Source organism: Pseudomonas sp. S3_B08 (assembly GCF_054667725.1).
Genome location: NZ_CP162750.1, coordinates 5,874,894 through 5,889,609 on the forward strand (window position 1 = coordinate 5,874,894; position 14,716 = coordinate 5,889,609).

10 protein-coding genes are annotated in these 14,716 nt (G+C 59.4%); 2 read left to right on the forward strand and 8 right to left on the reverse strand.

The annotated features are described in order from the left end of the window. Window positions 1-6: 6 nt before the first annotated feature. From AB4N73_RS26380 to yaaA, 8 genes are all read right to left on the reverse strand, one after another. A complete protein-coding gene (locus AB4N73_RS26380) occupies window positions 7-1,473 on the reverse strand; it encodes an alginate O-acetyltransferase (protein WP_252877484.1) in 1,467 nt (488 codons plus the stop codon). Between the two features lie 11 nt (window positions 1,474-1,484). Continuing rightward, entirely contained in the window at window positions 1,485-3,056 is a 1,572-nt protein-coding gene (gene algG / locus AB4N73_RS26385) for a mannuronan 5-epimerase AlgG (protein WP_051600606.1), read from the reverse strand. A 26-nt stretch (window positions 3,057-3,082) separates the two neighbouring features. Next, window positions 3,083-4,564: an alginate export family protein gene (locus AB4N73_RS26390; protein ID WP_056783051.1), complete on the reverse strand. Its 1,482-nt coding sequence runs from the start codon at window positions 4,562-4,564 to the stop codon at window positions 3,083-3,085. Beyond that, a complete protein-coding gene (gene algK / locus AB4N73_RS26395) occupies window positions 4,561-6,069 on the reverse strand; it encodes an alginate biosynthesis TPR repeat lipoprotein AlgK (RefSeq protein ID WP_207808461.1) in 1,509 nt (502 codons plus the stop codon). The genes AB4N73_RS26390 and algK overlap by 4 nt, the downstream gene beginning before the upstream one ends. Window positions 6,070-6,078: 9 nt before the next feature. Continuing rightward, the gene (locus AB4N73_RS26400; RefSeq protein ID WP_024011680.1) at window positions 6,079-7,248 is read right to left on the reverse strand and encodes an alginate biosynthesis protein Alg44; all 1,170 of its coding nucleotides are present in this window, start codon (window positions 7,246-7,248) and stop codon (window positions 6,079-6,081) included. Between the two features lie 35 nt (window positions 7,249-7,283). After that, the gene (gene alg8 / locus AB4N73_RS26405; RefSeq protein WP_162098720.1) at window positions 7,284-8,765 is read right to left on the reverse strand and encodes a mannuronan synthase; all 1,482 of its coding nucleotides are present in this window, start codon (window positions 8,763-8,765) and stop codon (window positions 7,284-7,286) included. A gap of 79 nt (window positions 8,766-8,844) precedes the next feature. Then, window positions 8,845-10,161: a nucleotide sugar dehydrogenase gene (locus tag AB4N73_RS26410; RefSeq protein WP_016771595.1), complete on the reverse strand. Its 1,317-nt coding sequence runs from the start codon at window positions 10,159-10,161 to the stop codon at window positions 8,845-8,847. Window positions 10,162-10,970: 809 nt separating this feature from the next. Continuing rightward, complete coding sequence (gene yaaA, locus AB4N73_RS26415; protein WP_236168109.1) at window positions 10,971-11,750, reverse strand: peroxide stress protein YaaA; 780 nt, start codon at window positions 11,748-11,750, stop codon at window positions 10,971-10,973. 228 nt (window positions 11,751-11,978) lie between these two features. Between yaaA and AB4N73_RS26420 the strand changes: the two genes are divergently transcribed. Beyond that, window positions 11,979-13,121 (forward strand): IS481 family transposase, encoded by a 1,143-nt coding sequence (locus tag AB4N73_RS26420; protein ID WP_122740574.1) that lies wholly within the window; start codon window positions 11,979-11,981, stop codon window positions 13,119-13,121. 189 nt (window positions 13,122-13,310) lie between these two features. Further along, window positions 13,311-14,387, forward strand: a complete 1,077-nt coding sequence (locus AB4N73_RS26425) for a polysaccharide deacetylase family protein (protein ID WP_460143614.1) — start codon at window positions 13,311-13,313, stop codon at window positions 14,385-14,387. The last annotated feature ends 329 nt before the right edge of the window (window positions 14,388-14,716 follow it).

Consider the following 14,716-nt stretch of genomic DNA (forward strand, 5'->3'; position numbering starts at 1 on the left):
CAGACCTCATTGCCCGAGCTGCGCGGTCTGTTGACCGACGCCCGGGAATACGTTGCGTTTGCAGATTTTCGCTTCGACTTTTTGTGGCGCGGCGCCAGGTCCGGCTTCAGGACCCTGGACTTCGACTGCCAGCAGGTTTTGCGAGGCCCAGTCTTCGTCCGTGCGCAGCTCAAAGGCGAAACGACCGTCGGTGTCGGAGGTTTCCGGTTTCTCGATCTTGATGTCCTCGTGGCGACCGTTCATGTACCAGAGGGTGGCTTGCAGGGTTTTCACCGAGGTGTCGGCGAAGCGGATATCAACCTGATGGTTGGAGTTCTGCAGGTTCAGGTTCTTGCTGTTGACCAGCAGTTCTTGCTTGCTGCCCGGCTTCAGCGTGGCGCTGGCGGACATCTGCGCGTCCTTGCCTTCGCAACCGTTGTCGAGCAGCGCCATCATCTGGCGATAGATGGTTTCCTGGTCGAGGCGATACAGCGGCGAGAATTCCCAGATGAGAATCTTCGGCGGGGTCTTCTGGAATTCTTCGCTGCCCAGGTATTGCAGCATCGAACCTTCGAAACCGCCGCCGGGGAAGGCCACGTTGAGGATGTCGGCGCCGATGGCTTCTTCGAGGAAACCGGCGAAGTTGTAGTTCTTGCCGCTGTGCGATGTACCGACCAGAGTGATCTGCGGATTGCCGGAATCGCCGAACAGATCGCCGTCACCGGCCTCGCCTTTCGGCTCGGTGGTGAACTGGTCCATGTACTGGATCGCGTAGCTGGTGCCGCACAGTTGCCCGGCCATGTTGTGCAGGGTGCCGGTCTTGCCCATGCGCCCGGAGCGCTTGGTCTCGAATTCACGCTTGGGAATGTCGGCGAAGGCCGGGATCTGCTTGACCTTTTCGGCGACGATTTTTGCCGTGCGCTGGGCACCGTAAGGTGTCCAGTGCTGGTCGCCACGGAAGTAGAAATCGTGGGCGGGCAGGGTGTCCGGCAGCGATTCGTTGGTCAGTGGCGACAGGTCAGGCACCACGTAGCCCATCTTGGCGAAACGGCCGAGCATGGTCTTGTAGTTGCCCAGCGCTTTCTCGTAATCGAACGCGGCTTTTTCCTGCGGGTTGAGCTTGTTGCGGTTCACCAGACCACGGGTCGGCTGGTAAACGATCACCAACTCGACGCCTTTACTCTTGAACGCATCGTGCAACTGTTGCAGGCGCTTGTAGCCGGCCGGCGTGGTGTTGAACTCGGTACGCAGGTCTTCCTGGGTACGGAACAGCCAGTCGCCCTGGGCCTGTACCAGGGTGGTGAAGTTCTGCTGATAACGCGTGGTGTAGTTCTTCGCGTCATGGGCCGCCGGGCACAGGTTGCAGCACGGTTCGGCGGTGAACTTCGGTGGCGTGACGCTTGCGCCGTCAGCGTCGGCGCGGGCGTTGCCGGCAGCGAGAATGCCGAGGGTCAGGGCCGAGAGGCTGAGCAGTTTGATCATGTGTGGGTGCATAAAAATTATCCTCAGTCCTGCAATTCGGTCTGGCGTTCGACAGGGTCGATCAGCACGGCTTTCTGCTGGCGCACCAACAGATCGAGAATTTCATCCTGGCGCTCGCCGAGAATGCCGTTGAAGCTGATGCCGCTGGACTTGGTCGGCGCCAGCATCGACACGCGATACAGCTCGACACTCAGCGGCGAGTCGATCGACAGCGGGCCGCTGCCATTGGCCGCCAGCTCGCCGCCGACGACGATCAGCGAGACCTGCGCGTCGAACGGGTCGAGCTTGATGTCACGGTCGGTGTCGGTCAGGTCCTTGATGTGGCCGTAGATACCGGTCAGGCCGTTGGTCATGGCGACGTTTTCGTAGAGGCGGATGTTCACGCTGTTACGAATACGAATGCCGTGACGGGTATTGCTGATGACCTTGTTGCCCCACAGCAGGTTGTCGGCGGACTCGTAGAGCGTGATGCCGTCGGTGTGGTTCTTGTAGATCTCGTTGTAGGCAATGATGTTGTTGACGCTGTTACGGTCGATCACCAGGCCCGACAATTTGTTGTCGAAACTCTTGTTGTTGAAGATGAAGCTGTCGTTGACCTCACGGGAAATGATGATCCCGTGCTTCTTCTTCGTGCCGTGAACGGTGTTCTCGGCAATGATCAGACGGTGCGAGCGGTCATGCGGGTCGATGCCGTAGACGATGTTGTCTTTGTAGGTGTTGCCCTTGACCACAAAGTCGCTGGTTTCGTAGCAGTAGAAGCCGTACCACATGTCCGAGAACTCGGAGCCGACGATCCAGCCGGTCGGTTCCGGGCGCTTGAGGACCTTGGCCATGTTCGGCGTGTACTGGGAAATACTCACCCCGTACGACTTACTGTTGGCGTAACCGAAACTGGCCATCTTGCTGTTGACGATGTAGGTCTCGGTGCCGCCCCAGGCGAGCAGGAACGGACGGAATTCCTTCGGCGAACGGAAGGTTGCCGGGCCGTTGTCCTTCTCGCGCCAGCCGGTGACTTTGGTGTCACGCACGAACAGTTTGCCGTCATTGACCAGGAACGAACCGGCCTCTTGGGACAGGCGCAGTTCCTGGGTCTGACCATCGATTTCGAGGATGCCTTTCTCGCCGACCACGATCGGCAATTTGGCCAGGTACACGCCCGGGGACGTCTCGCTGAAATACTGCTTGGGCAGTTTTTTCGCCAGATCCTTGAGGTTCATGTAGCCGTCGTCGATGAAGATCGCCTGCGGAATGCCGTGCTGACGCACGACCCATTCGGCCATCTTGTTATCGCCGCCGATGAAGTCCTTCAGGGCGTTTTCCTGCATCATCCGGCGCACACTGATCTTGCCCGGTTTGCTGCGCACGATCTTCGCGGCAGCGGCTTCGGCGGTGAAGCCGGACAGGTCGGGCAGTGTCGGCTTGGCCAGTTTCAGTGCGTCGGTCGGCGCGCTGCTGACGGTGTAGGTCTTGGCCTGTTGCAGTTCCTTGGCCACGGTCGCAGGTTTCGCCGGTTCAACATTGGCGAAGGCGCCGGCGCTGGCCAGCAGCATCGCGCCGGCCAGCAGGCTGAGTGAGCCTGTTCTGGTGCTGATCATGTCGGGCACTCCCTTGGCGGTTTGCATCAGAAGCGCCAGATCACGTCAATGAATGCGCGGTGCATGTAGGAATCAACCTGGCTGCCGTAGGCATCGCCCGGTTTGAACACACCGCCACGGAAACGCACCAGTGCCGAAGGCTCGTCGATCGACTGGCTCAACGCCGCCGGCAACAGGCCTTGCTTGAAGTACTTGGTGACGACCAGGTCCATTTCCTGACCCAGGTCCTTGTTGCCATCTTCAAGCGGCAGCGAGGTACTGGAGAGGATCGCGCCGGTGACGTCGTCGGTGTTGTTTTCCACCGCATTGATGCCGTTGCTGCCGACCGGCTTGTTGCCGTCGACACGCCAGAACTTGTGGTAGATCAGGCTGGCGTCGTACTCGTCGTTGACCATCCACGAGCCGAACAGGGTGGCGGTCTGCATGTTGTTCATTTCGCCACGGAAGGCTTCGCCGAAACGGTGCACGCGCGAGCGGGTACCGGTGTAGTTGGAGCGGTTGCTCTCCAGACCGTTCTGTTCGTAATCGGCACTGGCGCGGGCGTAGGCACCGCCGACTTGCCACTGCGGATCGAGGCGCAGACGCACGCCGACGTCGGCTGCCCAGCCGCTGATGTCATCGCTGCGCTTGGCTTGTGTCGGGCGCGTGCCGTCGGCGTTCAGCGCGTTGACCGTGTCGCGGTCGCCGCTCATGCCGGTGATGCTGCCCCAGTAGTTGACGGTGTTGGTGTTGCGCCAGTTGTAGGCGTCGCTGTCAGCGGTCAGGCCGATCCAGCTGATGTCGCCGTTCTCGGTCTTGTCCAGCGAGTCGCGCGGGACGCCCGGCTCGGCGTAATCGAGTTTGCCGTCATCGTGAGTGTGGTGGCCGCGAATGCCGACCCACTGGCCCGGTGTCCACTGGTAAGCAGCGTCGGCGTAGGCGTGCAGGCGATCCTTGTCTTTCGGCGCCAGCTCTTTCAAGTCGGTGCGGTATTCGCTGAAACGCTCGGCAACACCGGCATTGGCCCGCAGCAGGGTGGTGTCGAAGGTCCAGTTCAGCGCTTCGATGTTGGTGTCACGCCATTGGCCGTCGTCATTGCGCAGACGCTGACGACCGAACTTGAGCATCTCGCCCGGGTACGGGGTGAGGCCGCTGTAGCCGACCCAGAACTCGCGCATCGCCAGGTAGTTCTTCTTGGTTTTGCGATCACTGTTGTCGGTGGCTTGTTCACCGTCCGATTGTTGCAGGGTGTCGGTCTCGATGATGTCGGTCGAGGTCACTGCCTGACCCATCGCGTAGGCGCTCCACGCGCCGCTTTCGCCGTAGATCCAGGGACGCAGGTCGAGGCCCACGCCATTGACGTCACCGCCGCCGGCAGTGCCGAGGTCACGGTCGTCTTCGGACTGGCCGGTGAGTTTCACTTCCAGACCGAAATTCTTGGTTTCAGTCATCGCAGCCAGTGTCGGGCAAGACCAGAGCAGCGCGAAGGTGAGGCCAATACCGGCCTTCACGAATGGGTTCAGCTTCATAGTTTTTCCTCGCCGTCTTCTTCTTGCAGGGCGTGCAGTTGCAGCGTGTTCGAGTTCAGGGCGCCACGGCTGGCCTGTTCCTGTTGCAACAGGCGGCGGGCTTCGGGCAGGCGCTCGGGCGGCAATTGCGCCTCGAGTGTCGCTGCCAGTTCATCGGCTTGCGGGGTGTTCTGCGCCTTGGCCAGTTGGCTGAATACGTAGGCGTTCAGCGGGTCGGGCTTGGTACCCTTGCCTTGGGAAAACAACTGGGCGATGGCGAAGTCGGCACTGTTCTGGCCGTTGCGCGCAGCGGTCAGCAGGTGGTCCAGAGCCTTCTGCGGATAGACCTTGCCCAGGTAGCCACGACGGTAGATCTGGCCGAGGTAGTAGTCGGCGGCGACTTCGCGGCCAACGGCTTTCTGGAAGTGTTCCTCGGCGACTTTCGCATCGGCCGGGACCATTTTGCCTTCGTAGTAGACCTTGCCCAGCAGCAGTTCGGCGCGCGGCTGGTCGGCGGCGCGACCGTTGTCCAGGTACTTCATCATCTGGTCGACGTCGCCCAGTTCGGGGAAGTCGTAAAGCAGTTGGGCGAGGGTGACCCACGATGCCGGGTAGCCCGGAGCGATCGGCTCGAGCAGCGCCTGCGCGGTTTTTTCGTCAGTCTTGCCCAGGGTCGAATCGGCCAGCACGCGGGCTACGGAGTCGACACGCTGCGCGGTGACGGTGCCACGGCTGTAACCGGCCTGCATCTGCTTGATCAGCTCGGCCTGTTGGTCCGCCTGGCCACGTTTCTGGTAAACGGTGGCCAGTTCGACGTAGCAGATGTCAGTGGTGTTGAGCGCGGCCTTGCAGATCTTTTCCACGTCATCCAGATGCTGGTCGTAAGTGCCCTGGGTGCGATACAGCAGCACCTGCGCCAGGCCCGCTTCCGGGTAGCCCGACTTGCGCCACTGATCGATCTGCTGCTGCGCGTTGATGTTGGGGAAGCTGTGCGGGTATTGCAGGTACAGCATCGCCAGCGGGATCAACGTGTTGCCTTCGCCATTGGCGGCGGCTTTTTTCAGCAGGGTTTCGGCTTCGTGGTGCTCGGCTTCGGTGGAGCCCGGCTTGGCCACCAGCAAACGACCGAGACGTGCCTGGGCACGCGGCGACACGCTGGCCGCTGCGCGGTAAGTCGCCTCGGCCTGTTTCATCTGCGCCGGGTCACGGCTGTCGACCTGGATATCGGCCAGGCCGACTTGCGCCTCGCTATAACCCAGATCGGCCAGTTGCTGGTAATTCTGCGCAGCGGTGGCGGTGTCGCCACGCTTGAGCGCTTCGTTGGCCAGACGCTGATCGGGCAGCCCGGCGCAACCGGCCATAGAAACTGCCAGTGCCAGCGAGCACACCATCAATCCCATGTGGGAGCGAGCCTGCTCGCGAAGCAGTCGACTCGGTACTTCAGACAAACCGCGCTGGCCCTTTCGCGAGCAGGCTCGCTCCCACAGGGTCGGCGGTGTGTTCAAGTTATGCGTAGTCACAGGCATGTCCTCGACTTAAAGACCGGCAGCCATGGCTTTGTCGATCAGCCAGTTCAGGTTCGGGCCACGGTCGCTGTTCACTTCCACCGGGCGGCCGGCGAGGCTGCTGTCGAGCGGCTCGTCAGGCTGGATCTGCACGCGGATGTCGGAGGACAGGTCGGCGCTCTTCAGGCTCGTGCTGCTGACGATCTTGCCGGTGCGGGTCTTGTCTTCGCCGGCGATCTGGAAGCTCACCGGGGTGCCCGGGCGCACGTCGCCGAACTGGCGATAGGAGAAGCGTGCTTCAACATTGGCCTGGGTGTTGCGCGGCACCAACTGGAAGATCACGTCGCCCTTGCTCGCGTACTGACCGTCAGCCACCAGTTGCTGGGCCACGGTGCAGTCGCACGGCGAAGTCAGGGTGCCGGTCATTTGCTTGCCGAACAGTTCTTCAACCTTGGCCGGGGCCAGTTGGTCTTCGGCCAGATGGCCCTTGAGCACGTCGAGCATGCTGGTGCTGAAGGTCGCCAGCGGTGCGCCTTTGGCGGCAACGCCGTCGGACTTGACCAGACTCTGCACGGTGCCGTCACGCGGCATGGTGATGTTCATCCCCGGCACGCTGACCAGACCGGCCTGGGCGTGGCTGACGAAGTACATGCCGTACACCGACTTGAAGATGAAACCGGCAGCGACCAGACCAACAGCGAAAATACCGGCGCTGAAGGTCACGGCTTTCAGGCGGCCGAACGGGGTCATGCCGGTGTCGTTGGTCTTGTTCTTGCGCGCCTTGGTGAAGTTGTCGCGCTGCAGGGTCGCCAGCACTTCGCCGATGCTGACGATGTCGCCGGCCAGGTGCGAAGTGATCAGGTGGCGCAGGGTGGAAATGTCCTGCGGCTCGAGGTTCTGGAACTGGCAGCCGGCGCGGCCGGTGGCGCGGTCAAAGGAACGCACCTGCAGTTCAACGTCCATGGCCAGGCCGAGGTTGTCGATGACAAATTGCAGACGCGCCTTGTACACCTCGCCGATGGTCAGCGGCATCTGCCCGGCGTTGAACGCCAGACCGCCAGCCGACAGATCGAGGACCCGCGCTTCGAGCGGAGTCCGGTCAGGGCCGAAGAAACGCAGCTTGGCCGGGATTTTCACGCGAGCGTGCTGGCGCTGGGCTTCGGATTCATGCACTACGTTGACGTTGACGGCGGTATTCATAGGGGCGATTTCCTTGTTAATTCAATAGGAGCGGGTCAGACCATCATCAGCAGCACGGCGACAAAAATGCTGCCGGCGGAGAAGGTCATGGTCCGAGACGACCAGGTGTTGAACCAACGTTGAAAGCTGGCGAGATCACGGGTCAGGGATGTGGGCTGGCGAGTCCAGGATTGTTGGTCGAGGCGGAAGAACACGTAGATCTTCACCAGGGCGCCAACGATCTGGTTGTAATACAGAATCGCCGGGTAAGCAGGGCCGATGCGGTGACCGGAACACGACAGCAACAGCGTCAGGATCAGGCGGGTGATACCGATCCACAGCAGGTACACGAGGATGAACGCGGTGCCGTACTTGAAGCTGGCGATCAGTGCGACGGTCAGGCCGAGCAGCGAAGTCCACATCGACACGCGCTGGTCGAACAGCACCACCGAGGTGAACGCGCCGAGGCGGCGGATACCCAGACCCAGTGCACGCGAGTTCTGGCGCAGGTTGTTGCCGTACCAGCGGAACATCAGCTTGCGGCTGGCCTTGATGAAGCTCTTTTCCGGCGGATGTTCAACGGTGTTGATCGCGGCGTCCGGCACGTAGAAGGTGTCGTAACCCAGGCGCATCAGGCTGAACCAGCTCGACTTGTCGTCACCGGTCAGGAACTTGAAGCGGCCCAGACGCCAGTGTTGCAGCGAGTCGCTTTCAACGTCGGCGATGAATTCCGGATTGGTCACCACGGAGGCTTTGAATACCGACATCCGACCGGTCATGGTCAGTACGCGCTTGGACAGGGCCATCGAGCACATGTTGATGTGGCGCTGGGCGAAACGCAGCTTGTGCCATTCGCTCATGATGTAACCGCCGCGCACTTCGCAGAACTCGTTGGTGGTCAGGCCGCCGACATTGCCGAACAGCTGGAACCACGGCACGGTCTTGCGCACGACGCCTTCGCCGAGCACGGTGTCGCCGTCGATCACGGCCACCACGGCACGGTCGTCCGGCAGGTGACGGGAGATCGCACGGAAACCGAAGGCCAGACCATCGCGCTTGCCGGTGCCGGGAATGCGCACGAAGTCGAGCTTGACCCGCTCCGGCGGATTCATCCGTGCCCACAGCGCCTTGACCAGCAGCTCGTCGGACATTTCCACGATCGAGCAGACAATGGTGGTCGGCAGTTCGCAGTCGATGGCTTCGCGGATCACCGAGCTGTAGACCTGCGCGGTTGTCAGCGCGTCAATACGAAAGCTGGTGACCATCAGAAACACATGCGACGGATCGGCCGCTTTACCCAGCTTGCGTACTTTGCGACGCAGGTGCGGGTAAACGATGTAGAGAAAAATCATGCCGCGCACAAAGTGCGTTGCACCCATCGAGTAGCGCCAGATACCCACGGCGCCAATCAGGAAAATGAAGTCCTTCGACTCGGAGTCGAATGTGGACGTGGGCAGCATCAAGGCCAGGCCCATCAGCAGACTGAGATAAAAAAGCCAGCCGGCTGATTGCAGAAAAAAATGTTTGAGCTTGGTCATAACCGTCATCCGAAGGTGATGGAGGCTTCAAGCCGCAAGCGTGTTGCTTTTGCTTGCGGCTTGAAGCTTGAGGCTTGCCTTACCAGCAAATGCCTTCGGTGCGGCTACCGGCGCTGGTGGCCTTGGACATGAAGCCCACCAGGTCGATGACTTGCTTGCCCTGCGGCGCTTCCTGGGCCAGCGAACGGAATTTCTCGTCGCGGTTGCCGAGGATGATCACGTCGGAGTTGTCGATCACCGAGTCGAAGTCGGAGTTGAGCAGGGACGATACGTGCGGAATCTTCGATTCGATGTAGTCCTTGTTCGCACCGTGGACACGGGCGTATTCGACGTTGCTGTCGTAGATGCTCAGGTCGTAACCCTTGCCGATCAGCATTTCCGCCAGTTCGACCAGCGGGCTTTCGCGCAGGTCGTCGGTGCCGGCCTTGAAGCTCAGACCGAGCAGGGCGACTTTGCGTTTTTCATGGCTTTCAACGATGTCGAAAGCGTTCTGCACTTGCGATTCGTTACTGCGCATCAGCGAGTTGAGCAGCGGTGCTTCGACGTCCAGGGAACCGGCGCGGTAGGTCAGCGCACGTACGTCTTTGGGCAGGCACGAGCCGCCGAAGGCGAAGCCCGGACGCATGTAGTACTGGGACAGGTTCAGAGTCTTGTCCTGGCAGACCACTTCCATCACTTCACGACCATCGACGCCGACGGCTTTGGCGATGTTACCGATCTCGTTGGCGAAGGTCACTTTGGTCGCGTGCCAGACGTTGCAGGTGTACTTGATCATCTCGGCAACGGCGATGTCCTTGCGGATGATCGGTGCGTCGAGTTCTTCGTACAGCGATTGCAGAACGTCGCCCGAGGCGGTATCGAACTCGCCGATAACGGTCATCGGTGGCTGATCGTAGTCAGCGATGGCGGTGGATTCGCGGAGGAATTCCGGGTTGACCGCAACGCCGAAATCGACGCCGGCTTTCTTGCCCGAGCAGTCTTCCAGAATCGGGATGACCACGTTGGCCACGGTGCCTGGCAGCACGGTGCTGCGCACGACGATGGTGTGGCGGGTGGTTTTTTCACGCAGGACAAAACCGATCTCGCGGCACACGGCCTCGATGTAGTTCAGTTCCAGGTCGCCGTTCTTTTTGCTTGGCGTGCCGACGCAGATCATCGACAGGTCGGTATCACGAATCGCCTCGGCGAAGTTGGTCGTGCCGCGCAGACGACCGGTCTGGATACCCTGTTGCAACAGTTCACCCAGGCCCGGTTCAACGATCGGCGATTTGCCGGCGTTAATCATGTCGATCTTGTCTTTGGCAACATCGACGCCAACTACGTCATGGCCCCGTGCAGACAGGCAACCGGCACATACTGCGCCAACGTAACCCAAACCAAATATGCTGATGCGCATCGCAATTACCTCTGTATATATCAGGCCTTAGAAGGCCGGAGTTAATGGTGTTCAGCGGTCACTAGTGCACTCGGAAGTGCGGCTTACAGGCGCCACAATGCCGTGTGCAGGCATACAAAGTTCCGAGTGTCTAATAAGTGCACTCAAGATGTGCGCAACTAGGCCTTGTTGTTATGACTTGCCCTGTTATGCAGCCGATCTTCCGTGCGGGAAGACTCTAGTGCAGTCGTGTAGCCTGCTCGACGTCCGGTAGGGGGCCGGTAAATCAAGCAGTTAGGTGCTCAGGCGAGCACGTTTATAGGGGCGCGGCCTTGGCCTTTGTAGGGGATATTAATGGTGCGTATCTCCTGTCCTTCGATTGTTTTGAGACTAGTTAGTCACTCAGGCAAGTTGCTGTGACAACTTGGTTACATGGCTATCAGCTCTGCGTAAGTTATCTCGTACAAACTCGGCGAGAATCGTTACCGGTGGTATGAGCAACGCATTTGGACATAGTTCCAGCCCGCTCATCGTGCTAGCCGAAATTTTTTGAAATATTGATGAAGATGGCACTGGGTGCAAACTGATAGCACTAACGATTTCGCCCTTTAGTTATCGGGGCGAAACCGGGGTCGATATTTTTGTGCCACTACGGGTAAAAAATTTAAGTGCCACTACTGAAAAAAAACTTCAGTGTCGAGTGAAACTAAAATTAGAAAAGAGTGTGTGGTTTTATTGGCGCCATGAATTTGGCGATATGCAGCGGGGGAATTTTGACTTCGGGCGGACTGCACGACTCTGGAGGAAAAGAGTCGTGCAAAGGGCATGCTTTATTCCGGGGCGTGGTCGCGCAAAAACACCAGATTGTCAGGTTTCGATTGTTCGGCGCTGTAGCGATAACCCTGTACATCGAATTGCTTGAGCTGAGCCGGGTCGTTGATGCGTTCCTGGATCACAAAACGGCTCATCAGGCCGCGCGCTTTCTTCGCGTAGAAACTGATGATCTTGTACTGGCCGTTCTTCTGATCCTTGAACTCGGTGTTGATGATCCGCGCATTCAGGGCGCTGCGCTTGACCGCAGAAAAGTATTCGTTGGATGCAAGATTGAGCAGTACGTCATCGCCCTGATCGGCCAGCGCTTCATTCAGCCACTCGCTGATGCGCGTACCCCAGAACGCATACAGATCCTTGCCACGGCCGTTGGCCAGTTTGGTGCCCATTTCCAGGCGATAGGGTTGCATCAGGTCCAGCGGCCGCAGCAGGCCATAAAGGCCGGAGAGCATGCGCAAGTGCTTTTGCGCGTAGTCGAATTGCGCCTCGCTGAAGGACTGCGCATCCAGACCGGTGTACACATCACCCTTGAAGGCGAGCAGGGCCTGCTTGGCGTTTTCCGGGGTGAAGTTGGGGGTCCAACTGCCGAAACGCGCGGCGTTGAGGCCACCGATTTTGTCGGACACGTGCATCAACTCGCTGATCTGCGCCGGACTCAGCTCGCGCAACTGCTGGATCAATTCCTGGGAATGGTCGAGGTACTGCGGCTGGGTAAAGCGCTGGGTCGCCGGCGGTGTTTCGTAGTCGAGGGTCTTGGCGGGGGAAATCACCATCAGCATGAAGTCGTCTCCTTTAATCGTGGGGGCGATTCTAGGGGGTTGTCCTTGTTGACTCCAGCTATGGGGGTTATAGGTCGGTGCAAGTGCCGGGATTTGCGACGGTTGGTGGATTTTACCCTCACCCCAGCCCTCTCCCAGTGTATGTACCGGACACATGGTGGACAGGTGTTCGGAGACATGGTGGACACTTTTTAATAGGCACATTGCTCATCATCAAGGAAATGACCTGTGTCCTGGCAAGAGGCATCCACCATGCAACTTCGTACAGAGTTTGTGCATTTGGCTCGGCAAGAAGGGGTGAATATTCGGCAGCTTTGCCGTCGATTCAATATCAGCCCAAGTACTGCCTACAAATGGCTCAACAGGTTTGAAACCTCGGGTGCAGAGGGCTTGCACGATCAGTCCCGGCGACCAAAAACATCCCCCAAACGTTGTGCTGATGAGGTTGAGCAGCAAATTTTGACCATGAGTCAGCAATACGAGGCTTGGGGCGCCCGCAAGCTCAAGCGCGTGCTGGAAGATGAAGGCGCTGTGATGCCCTCCGTCAGCACGGTGCATGCGGTTTTGCAGCGTCATTCGCGTGTTGATCCAAAGGCTGCCGAGATCAAACCATTTATCCGCTTTGAGCACGAGGCGCCTAACGATCTATGGCAGATCGACTTCAAGGGACATTTCAGTCTGAGCCACGGACGTTGTCATCCATTCACAGCCCTGGATGATCACTCACGCTTTTCGCTGTGCATTGCCGCATGTGCCAATGAACAGCGCCAAACGGTACAGGACCATCTAATCCGGTCGTTTCGACGCTACGGCCTGCCGTTGCGCATGACGATGGACAACGGCTCGCCATGGGGCGATCAGACAGGCGTTTACACCGCGCTGGAAGTCTGGCTGATGAGCCAGGGCATCAAGGTCGGCCACTCCCGGCCTTATCACCCGCAGACTCAGGGAAAACTGGAGCGCTTCCACCGCAGCCTGAAAAATGAAGTCCTGCAAGGCCGGTTTTTCACCGATCTCGACGACGCACAACGGGCGTTTGATACCTGGCGCGACATCTACAACCAGAAACGCCCTCATCAGGCGCTGGGCATGGCGGTGCCGGCGACTCGTTACAGTGGCAGCCCACGGGAATATCAGGAGCAACCGGCGGAGCCGGAGTACAACGACGCAGATGTGGTCAGGAAGGTACAGGTGGGAGGCGAAATCTTCTGGAGGAATCGGGAATACAAGATCGGAAAGGCTTTTTATGGCAGGTGCATAGCGATCAGGGAGACGACGGAGGACGGCATCCACGATGTCTACTGGAGTAGACATCGTGTCGCTCGAATCGACTTGAACTTGCAGATCGTGACGGCAGGTAAGAAGATCTAAAACCGTCCACCATGTCTCCGAACATGTGTCCACCATGTCCCCGGTACATACACTCTGGGAGAGGGCTGGGGTGAGGGTGACGACCTTGAGTCTTGCACATCAGCTATAGTGCCGCGCGGGTTTTGTTATGGAGACATCCCTTTGCGCATTGTTCTTTTATTCACCGCGTGGCTGCTGAGCTTCGGCGCCATGGCGGCGCCCGGCGATGCGGCAACGCTGGATCGCACGACCTGGCCGGAGCAGCTCAGCAACCCGACCCTGTTCGACGTCGCGTCGCGGGCGGAAATCCTCATGTTCGCTCGCGGCCTGCTCGGCACCGAGTCCATCGACGAGGCGGCACTGGCCCAGCGCCTGGGCCTGCGCACGGTCAATATCGATGCGGTCAATCAGCTGCGCCAGCGCCTCTGGCAGCGCTTGCTCGCCAACTACAACCACGCCCAGCAAAGCTGCGATCAGGACGCCTCGTTCTGCTTCCTCGTCGATGACCTGCCGACCCTGCGCGAGCAGGCGGCCAAGTTCGTCGTCAGCGACGACAGCTATTACACCAAGTGGGCCGAGCCGAGCCGGATCTTCCATTTGCAGTACCTCGACGAGCTGATGCGCAAGGCCGCGCTGTCACCGCAAACCAGTAACGAATTCGATCGTTTCGGCGACTACGAGCGCAACGGCGACGACATGCACGACCGGCTGTTTCTGCTGACGTTCGACAGCGCCGCCAACGTGCAACCGGACAACACCGACTGGCTGACCGAGTACCTGCGAAAATCGAATCTGAGCGGGACATTCTTTGTACTGGGCAAGGATATTCAGGCGCGACTCGCAGGGCGTTCGGTCAGCAGTCTGCAGGCGAGTTTTTCCCGGCAGTGCGTTGGCGTGCAGGGCTGGGAGTTCCGCTCTCACAGCCATTGGCAGGACTGGCAGGATTCGGTGCGGCGCAGCGCCGATCTGGTGAAGAACAAACTGCCGGAAAACTACGTGCCGCTGTTCCGTCCGCCGGATGGTCAGCGCCGCAGTGACGCACAAGGTTTCTTCAACAGCCAGGGCCTGCAAGTGGCGCTGTGGGACATCGATGCCCAGGACGGTGCCGGCAAACTCAAAGGCCCGGCGAGCGCGCAGCGGGTGCTGACCCTGATGCTGCTGTGGCGGCACGGGGTGATCAATTTCAACATGAAACAGGATGCGGTGAAGACGTCCCTGCCGTGGCTGATCACCCAGACTGCGCAGAGCGGCATCGGCTGGGAAGACTGTCAGGACGCGTTTCGTTGAGAAATGAGAAAAAGCCCGTAAACATTGGACTTGGGGTGATTTTCAGGAGGAATTCGATGCAGGCGGACTTCCGACTTTAGCGGGGTACGGGGAGTCCGCCAAGGGCTTTTCGTCACTCTGCAAAATAAACTTAAAAAAACCGTCAAAGTGCTTTTTTATGTCATCGGTTTTGGAGTATTACGAAGACAGACCGCCGAAACCTGCGACACAGGTGGCGTCTTCCCAGACTCCTATTGTGTGCAGTTCATCCAGGCCCTCGTGGATGAATTCGGCAGTCACCTCGAGGCGCAGCACTGTCACGGTATTGCGTCGAATGGCTCCCACAAAGG

What these genes read in the sequence shown, in the direction of transcription:
- alg8 (WP_162098720.1), bottom strand. Translation starts at nt 8,765, where the DNA reads ATGACCAAGCTCAAACATTTTTTTCTGCAATCAGCCGGCTGGCTTTTT.
- algK (WP_207808461.1), bottom strand. Translation starts at nt 6,069, where the DNA reads ATGCCTGTGACTACGCATAACTTGAACACACCGCCGACCCTGTGGGAG.
- AB4N73_RS26425 (WP_460143614.1), top strand. Translation starts at nt 13,311, where the DNA reads ATGGCGGCGCCCGGCGATGCGGCAACGCTGGATCGCACGACCTGGCCG.
- AB4N73_RS26400 (WP_024011680.1), bottom strand. Translation starts at nt 7,248, where the DNA reads ATGAATACCGCCGTCAACGTCAACGTAGTGCATGAATCCGAAGCCCAG.
- algG (WP_051600606.1), bottom strand. Translation starts at nt 3,056, where the DNA reads ATGATCAGCACCAGAACAGGCTCACTCAGCCTGCTGGCCGGCGCGATG.
- AB4N73_RS26410 (WP_016771595.1), bottom strand. Translation starts at nt 10,161, where the DNA reads ATGCGCATCAGCATATTTGGTTTGGGTTACGTTGGCGCAGTATGTGCC.
- AB4N73_RS26380 (WP_252877484.1), bottom strand. Translation starts at nt 1,473, where the DNA reads ATGCACCCACACATGATCAAACTGCTCAGCCTCTCGGCCCTGACCCTC.
- AB4N73_RS26390 (WP_056783051.1), bottom strand. Translation starts at nt 4,564, where the DNA reads ATGAAGCTGAACCCATTCGTGAAGGCCGGTATTGGCCTCACCTTCGCG.
- yaaA (WP_236168109.1), bottom strand. Translation starts at nt 11,750, where the DNA reads ATGCTGATGGTGATTTCCCCCGCCAAGACCCTCGACTACGAAACACCG.